The following is a 15,224-nucleotide window of genomic DNA, read 5'->3' on the forward strand; positions in this document are numbered from 1 at the left end:
ACCCGCCCCCCGCCCGCGTTCCGCGAACGCGTACCCCCGAAAGGCAGAAAGATCATGGTGCGTTTCCCCGCAGGTCCGCGGCGCACGGCGGTCGCCGCCGCCGCGCTGCTCTCGCTCACCGGCCTGGCCGCCTGCTCCGACGGCGGCGGCAGCGCCGCGGTCCCCGGCGGCGGCGCCGCCAAGGGCGCGGCCGACGAGCTGGTCGCCGCCGCCCCGGTCGCGGCGTCGCTGCCGGCCGGCTCGACCATGGAGAAGATCAAGAAGCGCGGGCAGCTGATCGTCGGCGGCTCGCTGGACGCCCCGCTGCTGTCCCAGCAGAACCCCGGCACCCGCAAGGTCGAGGGGCTGGACGCCGACTTCGGGCGGCTGCTGGCCAAGTACATCATCGGCAAGCCCGAGGTGAAGATCGTCAACTCGGCGTCGGAGACCCGCGAGGCGCTGCTGGCCAACGGCACCGTCGACGTGGTCCTGCAGACCTACAGCATCACCCCCGAGCGGGCGAAGAAGGTCGCGTTCGCCGGGCCGTACTTCAGCTCCGGCCTGGTCATCGCCACCAAGAAGGACAAGCAGGGCATCGCCAAGCCGGCCGACCTGAACGGCAAGACGGTCATCGCGGGCGCCAACACCCCGGCGATCGCCGCCGTCAAGAAGGCCGCCCCGCAGGCCAAGATCATCACGTTCGGCAGCGACCCCGAGTGCACCCAGGCGCTGAAGCAGGGCCGCGGCGACGCCTACGTGCAGGACCAGGCCGTGCTGCTGGCCACCGCCAAGCAGGACCCCGAGGTGCGCATCCAGGGCGGGCCGTTCACCGCCGACCCCTACGGCATCGGCCTGAAGCACGGCGACGCCCAGATGAAGCAGTTCGTCAACGACTGGCTGAAGACCATCCAGGCGTCCGGGCTGTGGGCGAAGACCTGGAAGAACTCCATCGGCACCGTGGTGCAGGGCGACGCGCCCCAGCCGCCCGCCATCGGATCGGCCCCCGGCTCGGAGTGAGCCGCCCGGCCGCCGCCCGGACGAGGCGGCGGCCGGACCCCGTCCCGCCCTCCGGCGGACCGTCCCAAGGACAACATGGACGTCATCACCCGTCACCTCCCCGAGTTCGGCGCCGGCCTGCTGCAGACCGTCGAACTGTCGCTGCTCGCCCTGGCCGGCGCGCTGGTCGCCGGCGTCGTCGTCGCCGCGCTGCGCGCCGCCCCGGTCGCGGTGCTGCGCGGCGCGGGCATGGCCTACGTCGAGATCCTGCAGAACATCCCGCTGCTGGTGTGGCTGGTGCTCGCGGTGTTCGGCCTGCCCGAGATCGGGGTCACCGCCGGGCTGTTCACCACCGCCGTGGTCGTCATCGCGCTCTACCAGGGCGCCTACGTGGCCGAGGCGGTCCGCTCGGGCATCAACGCGGTCCCGGTCGGGCAGGGCGAGGCGGCCCGCGCGCTCGGCCTCACCTTCACCCAGTCGCTGCGGCTGGTGATCCTGCCGCAGGCGCTGCGCACCGTCGTCCAGCCGCTCGGCAACCTCGCCATCATGACCATCATGAACACCGCGCTGGCCGCGGCGGTCGGGCTGGTCGAGCTCACCGCCGCCGCCAACCGCGTCAACCTCGCCGAGGCCGACCCCATCTGGATCTTCGTGACGGCCGGCCTGTGCTACATGGCGCTGTCGGCGCTCACCGGCCTGGTGTCGGGCGTGCTGGAGCGCAGGCTGGTGATCCTGCGATGAACGCACGGCTGCTGTTCGACGAGCCCGGCCCGCGCGCCCGGCGGCGCATCCGCGTCGCCACCGCCGTGTCGGTCCTGGTCCTGCTCGCCCTGATCGGCCTGGCGCTGCGCCAGTTCGCCGACCACGGCCAGCTCGCGGCGTCGCGCTGGCGCCCCTACGCCACCTGGCCGATGTGGCGCTACCTGCTGGACGGCCTGCGCGCCACCGTGTACGCCGCCGCCGTGTCGATCGCGCTGTCGGCCGCGGCCGGCATCGCGCTCGCCGTCGGGCGGCTGTCGCCGTCGCGCTGGATCCGCTGGCCGTCGGCCGCCTACGTCGAGGTCGTGCGGACCGTCCCGGCGCTGCTGCTCGTGTACGTCGTGCTGTTCGCGCTGCCCCGGTACGGGCTGGACCTGCCGCTGTTCTGGAAGCTGGTCGTCCCGCTCACGGTGTCCAACGCCGCCGCGTTCGCCGAGATCTTCCGCGCCGGCATCGCCTCGGTGGAGCGCGGGCAGGGCGAGGCGGGCCTCGCGCTCGGCCTCACCCGCGGCCGCACGCTGCGGCTGATCGTGCTGCCGCAGGCGGTGCGGCGGGTGCTGCCGTCGCTGATCAGCCAGTCCGCCGGGCTGCTGAAGGACACCTCGCTCGGCTTCGTCGTCAGCTACGCCGAGCTGCTCTACAGCGGCAAGGTGCTGGCGAACTACAACCACCTGCTCATCCAGACCTACCTGGTGATCGCGGTCATCTACCTGGTCATCAACGCGGCGCTGGCCAAGGCGGCGCGGACGCTGCAGGCCCGGCAGGGCGTCCGGGCCGCCAGGCCCGCGCGCGTCCCCGCCGCCACGCCCTGACGCCCTGAAAGGAAGACATGTACCCCGTCCTGGCCGAGGTCGTCCGCAACGGATTCACCGAGAGCCTGCACTACGGCAGCGTCGCCGGGCTCGCCCCCGACGGCACGCTCGCCTACCGGCGCGGCGACGTCGCCGGCACCGTCCTGCCGCGCTCCACCACCAAGCCGTTCCAGGCGCTGGCCTGCCTGGCGGCGGGCGCGCCGCTGGCCGGGGAGCGATTGGCGATCGCCGCGGGCAGCCACACCGGCGAGGACTTCCACGTCAAGACGGTCGCGGCGATCCTGGCGGACGCCGGGCTCGGCTTCGACGACCTGCGGTGCCCGCCGTCGTGGCCCGAGGACGAGGCGTCGCGCGACGCGCTGGTCCGCGCCGGGCACGGGCCGTCGGTCCAGCACATGAACTGCTCGGGCAAGCACGCCGCGATGCTCGCCGCCTGCGCCGCCAACGGCTGGCCGACCGAGAGCTACCTCGACCCCGGGCACCCGCTGCAGCAGGGCGTGCGCACCACCATGGCCGACAGCGCCGGGGAGTCGCCGGCGCCGGTCGCCGTCGACGGGTGCGGCGCGCCGCTGTTCGGCCTCACGCTGACCGGCCTCGCCCGCGCCGCCCGGTCGCTGGCCACCGCCGCCGGCGGCCCCGCCCGCGCCGTCGCCGACGCCATGCGCGCCCACCCCGAGTACGTCGGCGGGACCGGGCACGCCAACACCGAGCTGATGCGGGCGCTGCCCGGCGCCGTCGTCAAGGGCGGCGCCGAGGGCGTCCTCATCGCCGCCACCGCCGCCGGGCACGCCGTCGCCGTCAAGGTCGTCGACGGCAGCCCGCGCGCCACCACCGCCATCGCCCTGCACGCGCTGCGCGCGCTCGGCGCCGACATCACCCCGGCCGCCGCCGCGCTGGGCGACGTCCCCGTGCTCGGCGGCGGCCGCCCGGTCGGCGCGATCCGGGTCACCGAAGGGAACTAAGTGAGCCTCACCTACGAGATCTGCATCGAGGATGTCCAGGGCGCGGTCGCCGCCGCCAAGGCCGGCGCCCACCGCGTGGAGCTGTGCGCCGCCCTGTTCGAGGGCGGGATCACCCCGACCCTCGGCACGCTGCGCGCCGCGCTCGCCGCGGCGCCGGGGGTCCGGGTGCACCCGATCATCCGGCCGCGCGGCGGCGACTTCATCTTCGACGCGCACGAGGCCGACGCGATGGAGCACGACGTGCGGCTCGCCCGGGAGGCCGGCGCGCACGGCGTCGTCATCGGCGCGCTCACCCCCGAGGGCACCGTCGACGTGCCGCTCACCGAGCGGCTCATCGCGGCGGCGGGCGGGCTGCCGGTCACCTTCCACCGCGCGTTCGACATGACCGCCGACCCGTTCGCCGCCCTCGACACCCTGGCCGGCCTCGGCGTCGCCCGCGTCCTCACCTCCGGGCAGGAGGTCAGCGCGCTGGAGGGGGCGCCGCTCATCGCCGAGCTGGTCCGGCACGCCGGCGACCGGATCGTCATCATGCCGGGCGGCGGCATCACCGACCGCAACGTCGCCCGGATCGTGGCCGCCACCGGCGTCAAGGAGATCCACTTCGCCGCGCTGGCCGCCGAGCCGAGCCCGGCGGTGCACCGCAACCCCCGCCCCTTCATGGGCGGCGAGCTGCGCCGGCCCGAGTACGAGCGGGTCGTCACCAGCGGCGCCGGCATCACCTCGGTCATTCGGGGCGCCGCCGGCTGACCGCGCCCCTATCATGATCGGCTCCTGCGCCGATCATGATGGGAGAACGGATGCGCACGTTCAGTGACGCCCTGCTCGAGCTGGCGGCCCCGCACCTGGCCGTCACCGCCGAACGGCTGGAACGGCACCACTCCGCGCTCGCCGGGCAGCCCTTCGAACGGGACCTGGCGCGCGGCACCGGACGGGTCGGCGACCGGGACGTGCGCGTGGGCGTGCTCGGCAGCTACGCCGAGAACCGCACCTTCCAGTGGTTCTGGGCGGCGGGCGTGCGGCCCGGCTCGCCGGGGGCCGAGCACGCCGAGCGGCTGCGCGCGCTCGGCGAGGAGCACGGCGTCCCCGAGCTCACCGAGCCGCTGCTGGACCTCGGCGCGTTCTACGACCCCCGGGCCGCCGCCGACGACCTGGCCGTCATGGCGCTCGGGCTGCTCGGCGCCGCCGGGGTCCTCCGGCACGGGCACGGCGGCCGGGCGCTCACCTTCATCGTCACCGACGGGCTCGCGCTCCCGGACGGGCCGTCCGACGCGGCCGCCGTGTACCTGCGCGGCGGCGCCGCGCTGCTCGGCGTGCACGACCGGGAGCGGCTCGGCGCCGCGATGCTGCGCGGCTACGCCGACCACCACGGCCTGGCGTGCCGCGACGACGGCGGCGAGACGGTCGTCGAGCTGCCCGGCGGCGCCCTGGCCGGAGCCGGGCCGGACGGCAAGCTCACCGCCGAGGGGGACGCGACCTCCTACCCCCGGGTCATCGAGCTCGACGTGCCCGCTCCCCTGCCCGGCCCGCTCCTGGAACACCTCGCGCCCGCCGTGGCCTGCGGCTTCGACGGCGAGTTCGGCATCTACGACCATCTGCGCGAGAAGGGCTGGGACCGGCGCAACTACGACTGGGACCCCGGCGCCGGCCTGCTGCGCTTCGGCGACGCCCTGGAACTGCAGGCCCACGAGGTCGGCGTGCTCCGCCCGAACGGCGTCTGGGAGTGGACGGGCGACGCGGCGGAGACCCGGTCGGCCCTCACCCGGCTCGGCGCCGAGTGGCTGGCAGCCGACCGCGTCGACCTCGGCGACCACCCGCGGCAGCCGCACGTCGCGGAGCTCCTCGCCCGCTCGGCCGCGCACCTCGGCGGCGCCCGCGCGCTCTGGCAGGTGACCGACGGCGACGGCGAGCACCACCTCGCCGTCACCGACCCCGGCACGCCGCGCTCGTCGGAGGACGGCATGATGGCGGCCATCGAGACGGCGGCCTCCGTCGTGCAGCAGCTCGTCCTGCGGCAGGACCGCTACCCGGTGATGCGCGCCATGGTCCTCGGCCTGTTCGAGCGCGCCGGGCTGGTGCCCCTCTACGTCGGCGAGCCCGAGCTGCTCATGGGCAACATGGGCCTCAACCAGCTGCGCGTCTACTTCAGCGCCGACGGCACGGTCGACAACGTGACGTTCGGCCTGATGGGCGGCGCCTTCGGCTGATCAGGCGGAGGCGTCCTCGCCCGCGCGCAGCTCGTCGGCGGCCTCCTGGTAGGCCTCGGCGGCGCGGGCGAAGTAGTCGAACAGGACCGCCTGCTGCTCGGGCGGGTAGGAGCCGATGATGTCGCCGACCCGCCGGCGGACCGGGGCGAGCACCCGGTCCAGGTCGGCGGGCCGGCCGACCGGCTCCACGATCACCTTGCGGCGGTCGCCGGGCACCGGGACGCGGCGGACGTGCCCGGCCGCCTCCAGCCGGTCGACCAGCCGGGTGGTCGGGCCCGTCGTCAGGCCGGTGCGCGCGCCGAGCTCGCCCGGCGTCATCGGGCCCGCCAGCTCCAGGATGTTCAGCGCGTACAGGTCGGTCGCGCCGAGCCCGACCGCCTTGGCGCTGGCGTGGCCGTGCAGCATCACCGCGCTCAGGTAGCGGCGGTAGGCCCGGCCCGCGTCCGGCTGTTCCGTCGGCACGGCGCCCCCTTCTTCAGCGAAGACGAATCCGCAGCGAAGTTAACACGGGGGCGCCAGCAGGCCGCCCATGGCGAGGTCCACCAGGCGGCCGGCCTGCTCGGGGGACGTCCGCTCCCCCGTCCAGGCGGCGGCGTTCATCAGCGCGAACAGGTCGGCGCCGGTCGCGTCCCGGCGCAGAGCGCCGGCGGCGCGGGCGTTCTCCAGCAGCCGGTCGCCGATGTCGGCCATCCGCACGCAGGACTCGTGCAGCTCGGACGCCTCGTCGTCGATGCCCTCCGCCAGCTCGGCGGCGAGCCCCTGGTAGGCGGCGGCATGTTCGGTGACCGCGTGCACCCACGCGGTGAGCGCGGCCGCCGGGTCCGGGGCGGCGAGCAGCTCCTCGCCGCGCCGGAACAGCTCGGCGTTGCGGTCGCGCAGCAGCGCGCCGAGCAGGGCGCGGCGGGTCGGGAAGTGGCCGTAGAGGGTGCCGGTGGCGACGCCGGCGCGGCGGGCGATCCCTTCGAGCGAGGCGTCCGTCCCCTTCTCCCGGAAGGCGGCGTCGGCCTCGGCGAGCAGGCGGTCGCGGTTGCGCAGCGCGTCGGCGCGCGGGCGGCGGGCGGCGGCCATCGGGCCCCCCTTGCTAAATCGAGGGTGCCTCGGTTTAATTTTCCCGAGGGTGCCTCAGCTTATCCGGGAGACAGTCATGATCTTGATCACCGGGGCCACCGGCTCCATCGGCCGCCCGCTCGTCCGGCGGCTGCGCGCCGCCGGCGTGCCGTTCCGCGCGCTGGTCCGCGACGCGGCCAAGGGCCGCGCGCTCGGCTGCGACTTCGCCGTCGGCGACTTCGACGACCCCGCCTCGGTCGAGGCCGCGCTGGAGGGCGTCGACCGGCTGTTCCTCAACGGCGCGGGCGCCCTGCCCGTGCCCGGTGAGCAGCCCATGGTCCGCCAGCAGAAGGACGCCATCGACGCCGCGCGGCGCGCGGGGGTCCAGCGGGTCGTGAAGGTGTCGGTCTGGCACGCCCACCAGGGCGGGCGCCTCGCCGAGGGCGCGCACTGGGAGATCGAGCAGCACCTGAAGGCGTCCGGGCTCGGCTGGTCGCTGCTGCAGCCGAGCGGCTTCATGCAGAACTTCGTCACCGGCGCGGGCTCCTTCAGCGCGGACGGCGACCTGGTCGGCTCGTACGGCGACGCCCGCGTCTCCTACATCGACTGCGCCGACATCGCCGACTGCGCGGCCGCGCTGCTGACCGGCCCCTACGGCGCCGGCGAGACGTTCGTCCTCACCGGCCCGCAGGCCCTCACCCAGGCGGAGATCGCCGGCATGCTCTCGGCCGCGCTCGGCCGGACCGTCCGCTACGTCGACCTGCCGCCGGACGAACTGGCCGCGACCCTGCGGTCGCAGGGCCTGCCCGCCCGGTTCGCCGAGGACGTCGCCGTCCTGCTGAAGGAGGTCGCGGCCGGCTCGCTGGCCGCCACGACCACGGCGGTCCAGGACCTCACGGGACGCCCTCCGCGCACGTTCGCCGAGTTCGTCTCCGCCAACCGCGAGGCCCTGGCCGCCTAGCCCGCTACTGCGTCTCCCAGCCGCCGATGGTGTGGGCGATGACGTTCCACAGCGCCTCCTTGTCGGCCTTGGACAGGCCCTCGGCGGGACCGTCGTAGTCCGCGCAGATCTTCTGCTTCACCAGGTACTTGCCCTGCGACTGGTACGCGCGGATGCCGCCGTAGCCCCAGTAGACGCAGTTCTTCCAGCTGGGCTCGGAGATGCTCATGATCTTGCCGCCGAGGCTCTTGTCCATGGCGGCGTAGAGCCTGTCGAAGCAGGCCTTCGGCGCGGCGGGGTCGAAGATGTGCTTGGCGGGCGAGATGCCGGCGCCGGCGGCGGCGGCGAACAGCTCGCGGACGGTGGCCTCGGCGATCCCGCTCGCGGCGGCCAGGCCGCGCACCGACTCGGTCAGGTCCTCGCCCGCGCGCTCCAGGCCCGCCAGGATGAGCTGGTCCAGGACGCGCTTGCCCTGCTCGGTCGGGACGTGCCCGAGGGCGATGCGGTGGTAGCCGGGGACGGGCCCGTCCCACTTGTCCATCCGCCCCTCCTGGAGGTTGTACAGCTCCTCCATGTAGACGGTCTTGGCGCCCAGCAGCGCCGGCCCCTCCAGGGCGCCGCTGCGCATGCCGATGTTCATGTAGGTGATGCCGCGCTTGTTCAGGTAGGCGAACAGGGCGAGCTGGGTGCGGCGGTCGCCGTCGGTGAACGGGCTGCCGGGGTCGTTCCAGAACTCGGTGAAGTCGATGTCGGCCTTGTCGGACAGGCCGTGCCCGGCGTCGCCGATGACGACGGCCTTGGCGTTCGGGATGAGCCATTGCTTGGTGATCGGGTCGGCGATGCGGACGGCCTCGATCAGCTCGCCGGTCACCTTGACGCTGGTGTCGAGCTCGGGGTGCGCGCCGCCCTTGGTGCCGCTGCGGCGGAACCAGATGAACGCGTAGACGTTCCTGGTGTCGAACCGCTTGCCGACCCACTCGGCGAGGCTCTTGCCGCCCTTGACCGGGCGCAGCGAGCCGTCCTCCCAGCCGGTCGGCAGCCACTCGGCCTGCAGGGCCGCGGTGGCCTTCTTGGCGCCGGCCCGGTAGGCGTCGGCGACCATGGCGGTGGCGGTGCCGATGGGCACGCACTTGCCGACCTTGCTCAGCGGCTCGGGGACGCCGGAGGGGAAGACGGTGTCGGGGAAACGGCCGTCGATGGAGAGCCGGTAGGCGGCCTCGCAGTCGGTGGTCGGGATCAGCGCGACCCGCGGGTGCCAGGTGTCGGACGACTTGTCGTAGAAGCGCAGCAGGTGCGCGCGGGCATCGCGGTCGGAGTTGGCGCAGGGGTCGTAGAACAGCGCGACGTGCGCCTTGGGGTTCAGGGTGAGCGCCGCCGAGACCCCGAACATGTCGCCGGTCATGTACGCGGCCTGCGCGATGAAGATCGCGTCCGCGGGCGTCTTCCCCATGAAGCGGTACTTCAGCTTGGCGAAGGTCATGCCGTCCGAGCGCCACTTGGCCGCCCGGCCGAGGACGTGTGCGGCCGAGGCGAGCTGGCCGTTCATGCGGTCGGCGCCGGTCCCGGTGACCTTCGGCTGGGCCGCGACGAGCTTGGCGGCGCGGTCGGGGTCGTAGGCGGGGTCGGAGGCGGCGCGGCGCGCGACGCGCAGCAGGCGGCGCAGCAGCCGCTCGCGCTCGGTGGCATCGAGGCCCTTGGCGGAGAGCGCCTTGCCGATGTCGGTGAGGTCGGACTCGATCTGGCGCTGGTACGGCGTGGTCATGACGGCTCCCGGTGGGGGACGAGGGAAGGTGCACACCCCCTCGCGCCCCTCACCCGATCGCTGCCCTGACCCTGTGTCAACGGGCTGCCACAGATCGTTTGGACGCGGTGCAGGTCGGTGGTGTCCGGCGGCCTGATGCGGCCAGCGCCGCACGGGTTTCGGCCTGGTCACCAGCCCGTATGGAGCAGGGCTTGGACGGCGATCGCCGTGGCGGCCTGGACGCCGAGCCAGGCGCGGCCGGGCGTGCGGTGCAGGGCCGCGATCGGCACGATCCACCCGGCGAACGGGACCCAGATGCGTTCGACTTCGCCCTTCGTCACGCCGGACAGGTCCAGGGCGAGAGTGCCGAGGAGCGCGGCGGCGGCGAGCAGGGCGACCGGGGCGTAGGGCGGCATCCGCTGCCGCAGCGCGCGCGCTGCGGCGGGCAGCGCGGCGGCCACGGCGGGTCCGGTGAGCAACGCGAGGACGGCGTAGTTGCCGAAGAGGAAGAACCAGTAGGGGCGCCGGGCCGATCCGCCGGCGGCGTCGTAGGCCTCCTTGGTGGCGAGCACGCCGTCCGGCCACCAGAACCCGCCCAGGGTGAACGCGACCGGCACGACGGCCAGCCCGGCGAGCAGCGGGATCCAGCGCGGGCGGATGATCAGCGCCACCGCCGCCGGGACGGCGAACATCGGCAGCAGCCCGTAGCTGAGGAACGGCAGCGCGCCGAGCAGCAGGCCCGCGGGCAGGGGGCGGCGGTGCGCCAGCAGCGCGGTCCCCCACGCGGCGACGAAGAGGAAGAACACGTCCATCGAGGTCGCGACGAACAGCGCGAACGGGGCGAGCGCGAGGTAGGGCAGGGCGCGGCGCGCCGTCTCCTCGCCGGCCAGCGTCCGGACGGTCAGCGCGATCGCGATGATCGACGACGAGCCGGTGGTGATGAGGAACGCCGCGGCCCAGCTGGTGCCGGGCAGCCCGATCGCGTCCAGCGCCCACAGCGTCAGGGTGGGCAGCGGCGGGTGGCCCTTGACGTGCGTCGGGTAGTCGTTCAGCCGGTCGGTGAAGGTGCGCAGCCAGCCGGCGGGGTCGGCGCGGACGGCGGCGAGCCCGGCTGGGTACTCGGTAGGCCAGTCCAGCGGCGCGTGCAGCGCGGACCAGCCCTCGCTGACGGCGAGCACGACCGCCCAGGCCGCGCCGACCGCCCAGCTCAGCAGCAGCAGGCGGCGCCAGGGCAGTCGGCGGGCGAGAGGCGGCAGCACCGCAATGGCGACCGCCGCGAACGCCGCTGCTGGCAGGAGCTGCCAGGTGAGCAGGCGCACAAAGGCGTGCATCGGGGCGACGGCGTCCTCGGTCTGGTGGGTGACCTGGCCGAGCGTGAACATCACGCCGACGAGCAGGGCCCAGGCCAGCAGCGCGACCGGCACGGGTCGTCGCAGCGCGCGCGCTGCGGGGAGCGCGGGCCTCATCGGAGCCGCCACCGGACGAAGGCGGCAGTGGTGGCGACCGCCGCCAGCACGATCAGCAGGTTCCGGCCGTAGTCGAGCGGCAGGATCGACGGGTTGTCCGGGTGGCGGCCGAGGCGCAGCACCATCGGCAGCGCGACGAGCGTGATGACGCCGCCGACCGCGAGCGCGCCCTGCAGCACGTGGCGGCGGGCGGTGACCGCGCCGGCGAGCAGCACGGCCGGGGCGAGGACGGCGTCGTGCAGCACCACCGCCCCGACGACCCACTTCGCCCAGCCGAGCAGGTCGGGCACGTGCAGGAACAACCCGCGCGCCCCGATCGCCATCAGCGCGACGCCCGCGCCATAGGCGAGGAATCTCATGCCACCACCACTTCGGTCAGCCATTTGGTCTGGAGCACCCCGGGCCGGTTCGGCGCGATCAGCCGGCACGGCGCGCCGTGGTCGGGGGCGAGCGGCTCGCCGTTCAGGCCGAGGGCGAGCAGGGTGAGCTCGTCGTGCCAGTGCGGCGCGTCGACCCACGAGCTGCGATACGCGCCGCCGCGCTCCAGCGACTCGACGCGGACACGCGCGCCGCCGGAGACGCCCGCCGCACGCAGCACGTCGCGGAGCCGGACGCCGTCCCAGGTGCCCCACGCCGTCCAGCCTTCGACGCACGAGATCGGCAGCCGCACCGTGTGCTGCGGCAGCGCGCGCAGGTCGGCCAGGGACAGCGACAGCTCGCGGCCGACGCGGCCGGTGACGCGCAGCCGCCACGCCGGGCCGGCGGCGGTGACCCCGGCGGCCTGCGCGGTCTTGTTCACCGGCAGGCCCTGCGGGCCGGTGCCGGGGCGGCGCGGCGCGAGCAGGTCCAGCGCGGCGAGCGGCCGGAACGCCTCGCCGACGGTGGTGAGCGCGACGACGCCGCTCGTGGCGGCGACGGTCAGCAGGAAGCCGCGCCGCCATACGCCGTCCTCGGGCCGGGTCATGACGGTCCGCCGCGCGGTGGCCCACTGGTTCGCCACGTGCACGACGAGCGCGCCGACGAGCAGATAGGACGTCCAGTAGTGCGCGACCGGGAAGTTGAACGGGAACGGGTACCAGTAGGCGATGTTGAACAGGCCGGTGGCGAGCTGGAACAGCGAGGTGCCGACGAGGACCAGCACCGCGAGGCGCTCGGCGGCGTGCCCGGCGGAGCGGAACGGCGGCCAGGCGAACAGCTTGGGGTAGACCGTCCACAGCTTGGCGAGCAGCAGCGGGATCGTGGCGAGGCCGCCGATCACGTGCAGGCCCTGCGTGACGCTGTAGAGGCCGACCGGCCGCGACGGCCACACCATCCAGTCCGGCGGGTGCTGCATGAAGTGGCTGATCAGGCCGGTGACGAACGCCGTGGTGAAGGAGACGCCGAGCGCGATGCCGAGCCAGGCGGCGACGCGCTCGTCGTGCAGGCGGCTGGTGAAGCGCCTCCCGATCGCGGCCGGATTCAGTAGCGCAGTGCCACGAACCATCTCCCCGCCTCCTCCCAGCGGTCGGTGACGCGGAGCCAGGGGACGAGCGTGGCGACGTCGTCGGCCGACACCGTCGCCCACGAGAACCACTCCCCCGCCCGGTCCTCCGCGCGCAGCCGCACCCGCTCGACGCGGGACGCGGTGCCCGGCGCGGTGACCTCGGCCAGCACCCGGCCGCCGGGCGCGAGCAGGCCGCAGACGCGGTGCAGCAGCGCCGCCGGATCACCGCCGATGCCGATGTTGCCGTCGGCGAGCAGCACGGTCGCGTAGCAGCCGGCGCCGGGGACCTGGTCGAACACGTCGCGGCAGAGGGCGAGGCCGCCCGCGGCGACGGTGAGCGCGACCGCGTGCGGCGCGATGTCGATGCCGAGCGCCAGCAGGCCGCGCGCGGTGAGCGCGACGGTGAGGCGGCCGGGGCCGGAGCCGACGTCCAGGACGGGCCCGGCGCAGCGGTCCAGCAGGCCGGCGTCGCCGGGCTGCAGCGTCCGCCAGTCGTCGACCGGCAGCGGGCGGCGCGCGCCGGCGGCGTCCTCGATCTCCACCCCGTCGTGGCCGCGCAGCGCCTGCGCGTACAGCTCCCCGATCACGCGGCCACCCCCTGCAGCGCGGCGGCGAACCGGCCGTGCGGGGCCAGGCGGGCGACGTGCGCGGCATCGGCGGGGGTGTCGACGTCGGTGAGCTCGGGCAGCAGCGCCACGTCCAGGCCGCGCAGCCGGGCGAGCTGGCGGCGGCCGGTGTCGGGCCGCGACATCGGGACGCCGCGCAGCAGCGCCGCGTCGGGGCGGCGCAGGCCGAGCAGCCAGAACCCGCCGTCGGCGGCGGGGCCGAACACCGCGTCGCGGGTGCGCAGCGCGTCCGCCGCCGACTCCAGCAGCGCGGGGGTGACCTGCGGGGTGTCCATGCCGATCAGGACGAGGGGCCGGCCGGCGTAGGCGTCGTCGAACGCGTGCGCGAGCCGCTCGTCCAGCCCGGCGCCGCGCTGCGCGATCACCTGGACGCCGGCCGGCAGCCACGGCCCGGCCCGCCCGGCGAGCGCGAGGGTCCGGGCCCCGGCCGGCGTGGCCGCGACGGCGTCGAGGGTGTCGGCGAGCGCCGCCTCGGCCAGGCGAGCGGCCTGCTCGGGCGTGTAGACGGGCGTCAGCCGCGTCTTCACCCGCCCCGCGACGGGCTCCTTCGCGATCACGATCAGGTCGGCGTTCACGCGGCCACCTCGGCCAGGACGCGGCGCATGTCGCGGACGGCGCGCAGGGTGCCGCGGGCCGTGCCGGTGACCTTGGAGCGGCCGGTGCGGGGCAGGTAGGCGACGTCGAGCTCGGTGACCGTCCAGCCGGCGCGGGCGGCGGCGAGCACCATCTCCAGCGGGTAGCCGAAGCGGCGGTCGGCGAGGCCGAGGTCCAGCAGCGGCGCGCGGCGGGCGGCGCGCATCGGGCCGAGGTCGTGCAGGCGGGTCCCGGCGCGGCGGTTCAGCGAGCGGGCGAGGACGGCGTTGCCGAGGCGGGCGTGCGGCGGCCAGGCGCCGCGGCCGGCCGGGCGGCGGCGGCCGAGGACCAGGCCGGCGGCGTCCAGCCCGGCGACGAGGCGCGGCAGCTCGCGGGGGTCGAGCGAGGCGTCGGCGTCCATGAAGCAGACGACGTCGGCGGTGGCGGCCTCCAGGCCGGCGTGGCAGGCGGCGCCGAAGCCGCGCCGCGGCTCGGCGACGACGAGGGCGCCGTGCCCGGCCGCCACCTCGGCGGACCCGTCGGTGGAGCCGTTGTCGACCACGATGGGCCGGAAGCCGTCCGGCATCCGGGTCAGCACCCATGGCAGGGCCGCGGCCTCGTCCAGACAGGGGAGGATCACCTCGATCATGCGGGCACCCCCGCGAACTCCGCCATGCCGTCGGTGAACGGGACCTGCGCGGTGAAGCCCAGTCCGGCGCGGGCGCGTTCAGGGCTGGCCACGATGTGCCGGACGTCGCCGAGCCGGTATCCGCCGGTGACGACCGGTTCGGGCCCGCCGTAGGCGGCGGCGAGCGCGGCCGCCATGTCGGCGATCGTGCGGGGCTCGCCGCTGGCGATGTTGTAGGCGCCCTCGCCTTCGAGCGCGAGGACGTTGGCGCGGGCCACGTCGCGGACGTGCACGAAGTCGCGGCGCTGGCCGCCGTCCTCGAACACCAGCGGCGCCTCGCCGCGCTCCAGCCGCGACCGGAACAGCGCCGCGACGCCCGCGTACGGGGTGTCGCGCGGCATCCGCGGCCCGTACACGTTGTGGTAGCGCAGCGCGGCCACCGTGCCGCCGGTCATCCGCGCCCACGACGCCGCCAGGTGCTCCTGCGCGACCTTGGTGTCGGCGTAGACGTTGCGCGGGTCGAACGGCGCGTCCTCGCCGACCGTGCCGGGCGCCAGCGGCGCGCCGCAGACCGGGCACGGCGGCTCGAACCGCCCGGCGGCCAGATCCTGTTCGGCGCGCGGCGCGGGCCGGACCGGGCCGTGCTCGGCGCAGGCGTAGGCGCCCTCCCCGTACACCACCATCGAGGAGGCCAGCACGAGGCGCCCCACCCCGGCCCGCGCCATCTCCGCCAGCAGCACGGCGGTGCCCTGCGCGTTCGCCGAGGTGTAGGCGGGCAGGTCGAACACGTCCACGCCGAGCCCGACCATCGCGGCCTGGTGGCAGACGGCGTCGACCCCGCGCAGCAGCGGCGCGACGGCGCCGGGGTCGCGCACGTCCTGGCCGTCGCGCAGGTCCAGGGTGCGCACGTCGTGGCCGGCGGCGTCCAGCGCCTCGGCGATATGGGAGCCGATGAACCCCGACGCTCCAGTGAGCAGCACTCGCATGGTGCGAACGTAGGACGCGAAC

At 75.2% G+C, this 15,224-nt stretch carries 17 protein-coding genes; 7 read left to right on the top strand and 10 right to left on the bottom strand.

Translation table 11 applies throughout. From position 1 onward, the window contains the following. Positions 1-54: 54 nt before the first annotated feature. The 6 genes from ACRB68_RS13750 (at position 55) to ACRB68_RS13775 (ending at position 5,712) form a co-directional block, all read left to right on the top strand. Positions 55-996 carry a glutamate ABC transporter substrate-binding protein gene (locus tag ACRB68_RS13750; RefSeq protein ID WP_153532886.1) on the top strand — a complete coding sequence of 314 codons (942 nt, stop codon included), beginning with the start codon at positions 55-57 and terminating at the stop codon, positions 994-996. A gap of 75 nt (positions 997-1,071) precedes the next feature. Beyond that, entirely contained in the window at positions 1,072-1,716 is a 645-nt protein-coding gene (locus tag ACRB68_RS13755) for an amino acid ABC transporter permease (RefSeq protein WP_153532887.1), read from the top strand. Further along, the gene (locus ACRB68_RS13760; RefSeq protein WP_153532888.1) at positions 1,713-2,546 is read left to right on the top strand and encodes an amino acid ABC transporter permease; all 834 of its coding nucleotides are present in this window, start codon (positions 1,713-1,715) and stop codon (positions 2,544-2,546) included. Before ACRB68_RS13755 ends, ACRB68_RS13760 begins: the two co-directional genes overlap by 4 nt. Before the next feature lie 17 nt (positions 2,547-2,563). Further along, positions 2,564-3,508 (top strand): asparaginase, encoded by a 945-nt coding sequence (locus tag ACRB68_RS13765; RefSeq protein ID WP_153532889.1) that lies wholly within the window; start codon positions 2,564-2,566, stop codon positions 3,506-3,508. Further along, a complete protein-coding gene (locus ACRB68_RS13770) occupies positions 3,509-4,255 on the top strand; it encodes a copper homeostasis protein CutC (protein ID WP_328594171.1) in 747 nt (248 codons plus the stop codon). Positions 4,256-4,305: 50 nt separating this feature from the next. Continuing rightward, positions 4,306-5,712, top strand: a complete 1,407-nt coding sequence (locus ACRB68_RS13775) for a DUF6882 domain-containing protein (RefSeq protein WP_153532890.1) — start codon at positions 4,306-4,308, stop codon at positions 5,710-5,712. On the opposite strand, the gene ACRB68_RS13780 is transcribed toward ACRB68_RS13775, so the two are convergent. Next, positions 5,713-6,174, bottom strand: coding sequence for a MarR family winged helix-turn-helix transcriptional regulator (locus ACRB68_RS13780; RefSeq protein ID WP_328594172.1), 462 nt, complete (start codon positions 6,172-6,174; stop codon positions 5,713-5,715). It lies immediately after the preceding gene. Between the two features lie 39 nt (positions 6,175-6,213). After that, positions 6,214-6,780 carry a TetR/AcrR family transcriptional regulator gene (locus ACRB68_RS13785; RefSeq protein ID WP_153532891.1) on the bottom strand — a complete coding sequence of 189 codons (567 nt, stop codon included), beginning with the start codon at positions 6,778-6,780 and terminating at the stop codon, positions 6,214-6,216. 76 nt (positions 6,781-6,856) lie between these two features. Between ACRB68_RS13785 and ACRB68_RS13790 the strand changes: the two genes are divergently transcribed. Continuing rightward, positions 6,857-7,720 carry an SDR family oxidoreductase gene (locus tag ACRB68_RS13790; protein WP_153532892.1) on the top strand — a complete coding sequence of 288 codons (864 nt, stop codon included), beginning with the start codon at positions 6,857-6,859 and terminating at the stop codon, positions 7,718-7,720. Positions 7,721-7,724: 4 nt separating this feature from the next. On the opposite strand, the gene ACRB68_RS13795 is transcribed toward ACRB68_RS13790, so the two are convergent. The 8 genes from ACRB68_RS13795 to ACRB68_RS13830 form a co-directional block, all read right to left on the bottom strand. Next, the gene (locus ACRB68_RS13795) at positions 7,725-9,461 is read right to left on the bottom strand and encodes a hypothetical protein (protein ID WP_153532893.1); all 1,737 of its coding nucleotides are present in this window, start codon (positions 9,459-9,461) and stop codon (positions 7,725-7,727) included. A 167-nt stretch (positions 9,462-9,628) separates the two neighbouring features. After that, positions 9,629-10,906 carry a hypothetical protein gene (locus ACRB68_RS13800; protein ID WP_153532894.1) on the bottom strand — a complete coding sequence of 426 codons (1,278 nt, stop codon included), beginning with the start codon at positions 10,904-10,906 and terminating at the stop codon, positions 9,629-9,631. Further along, a complete protein-coding gene (locus ACRB68_RS13805; protein WP_153532895.1) occupies positions 10,903-11,265 on the bottom strand; it encodes a hypothetical protein in 363 nt (120 codons plus the stop codon). The genes ACRB68_RS13800 and ACRB68_RS13805 overlap by 4 nt, the downstream gene beginning before the upstream one ends. Further along, a complete protein-coding gene (locus tag ACRB68_RS13810; protein ID WP_153532896.1) occupies positions 11,262-12,389 on the bottom strand; it encodes a molybdopterin-dependent oxidoreductase in 1,128 nt (375 codons plus the stop codon). Before ACRB68_RS13810 ends, ACRB68_RS13805 begins: the two co-directional genes overlap by 4 nt. Continuing rightward, positions 12,365-12,976, bottom strand: a complete 612-nt coding sequence (locus ACRB68_RS13815) for a class I SAM-dependent methyltransferase (RefSeq protein WP_328594175.1) — start codon at positions 12,974-12,976, stop codon at positions 12,365-12,367. Before ACRB68_RS13815 ends, ACRB68_RS13810 begins: the two co-directional genes overlap by 25 nt. Next, a complete protein-coding gene (locus tag ACRB68_RS13820) occupies positions 12,973-13,590 on the bottom strand; it encodes a TIGR04282 family arsenosugar biosynthesis glycosyltransferase (protein WP_328594176.1) in 618 nt (205 codons plus the stop codon). The genes ACRB68_RS13815 and ACRB68_RS13820 overlap by 4 nt, the downstream gene beginning before the upstream one ends. Next, positions 13,587-14,237: a glycosyltransferase family 2 protein gene (locus ACRB68_RS13825; protein WP_153532897.1), complete on the bottom strand. Its 651-nt coding sequence runs from the start codon at positions 14,235-14,237 to the stop codon at positions 13,587-13,589. Before ACRB68_RS13825 ends, ACRB68_RS13820 begins: the two co-directional genes overlap by 4 nt. Further along, complete coding sequence (locus tag ACRB68_RS13830; protein ID WP_153532898.1) at positions 14,234-15,202, bottom strand: NAD-dependent epimerase/dehydratase family protein; 969 nt, start codon at positions 15,200-15,202, stop codon at positions 14,234-14,236. Before ACRB68_RS13830 ends, ACRB68_RS13825 begins: the two co-directional genes overlap by 4 nt. Positions 15,203-15,224: the final 22 nt, after the last annotated feature.

The sequence above is a fragment of the Actinomadura macrotermitis genome, from assembly GCF_009604375.1.
GTDB lineage: Bacteria > Actinomycetota > Actinomycetes > Streptosporangiales > Streptosporangiaceae > Spirillospora > Spirillospora macrotermitis.

Coding starts and splice junctions, on each gene's coding strand:
- ACRB68_RS13750 (WP_153532886.1), top strand. CDS start 55: ATGGTGCGTTTCCCCGCAGGTCCGCGGCGCACGGCGGTCGCCGCCGCC.
- ACRB68_RS13755 (WP_153532887.1), top strand. CDS start 1,072: ATGGACGTCATCACCCGTCACCTCCCCGAGTTCGGCGCCGGCCTGCTG.
- ACRB68_RS13760 (WP_153532888.1), top strand. CDS start 1,713: ATGAACGCACGGCTGCTGTTCGACGAGCCCGGCCCGCGCGCCCGGCGG.
- ACRB68_RS13765 (WP_153532889.1), top strand. CDS start 2,564: ATGTACCCCGTCCTGGCCGAGGTCGTCCGCAACGGATTCACCGAGAGC.
- ACRB68_RS13775 (WP_153532890.1), top strand. CDS start 4,306: ATGCGCACGTTCAGTGACGCCCTGCTCGAGCTGGCGGCCCCGCACCTG.
- ACRB68_RS13785 (WP_153532891.1), bottom strand. CDS start 6,780: ATGGCCGCCGCCCGCCGCCCGCGCGCCGACGCGCTGCGCAACCGCGAC.
- ACRB68_RS13790 (WP_153532892.1), top strand. CDS start 6,857: ATGATCTTGATCACCGGGGCCACCGGCTCCATCGGCCGCCCGCTCGTC.
- ACRB68_RS13795 (WP_153532893.1), bottom strand. CDS start 9,461: ATGACCACGCCGTACCAGCGCCAGATCGAGTCCGACCTCACCGACATC.
- ACRB68_RS13800 (WP_153532894.1), bottom strand. CDS start 10,906: ATGAGGCCCGCGCTCCCCGCAGCGCGCGCGCTGCGACGACCCGTGCCG.
- ACRB68_RS13805 (WP_153532895.1), bottom strand. CDS start 11,265: ATGAGATTCCTCGCCTATGGCGCGGGCGTCGCGCTGATGGCGATCGGG.
- ACRB68_RS13810 (WP_153532896.1), bottom strand. CDS start 12,389: ATGGTTCGTGGCACTGCGCTACTGAATCCGGCCGCGATCGGGAGGCGC.
- ACRB68_RS13825 (WP_153532897.1), bottom strand. CDS start 14,237: ATGATCGAGGTGATCCTCCCCTGTCTGGACGAGGCCGCGGCCCTGCCA.
- ACRB68_RS13830 (WP_153532898.1), bottom strand. CDS start 15,202: ATGCGAGTGCTGCTCACTGGAGCGTCGGGGTTCATCGGCTCCCATATC.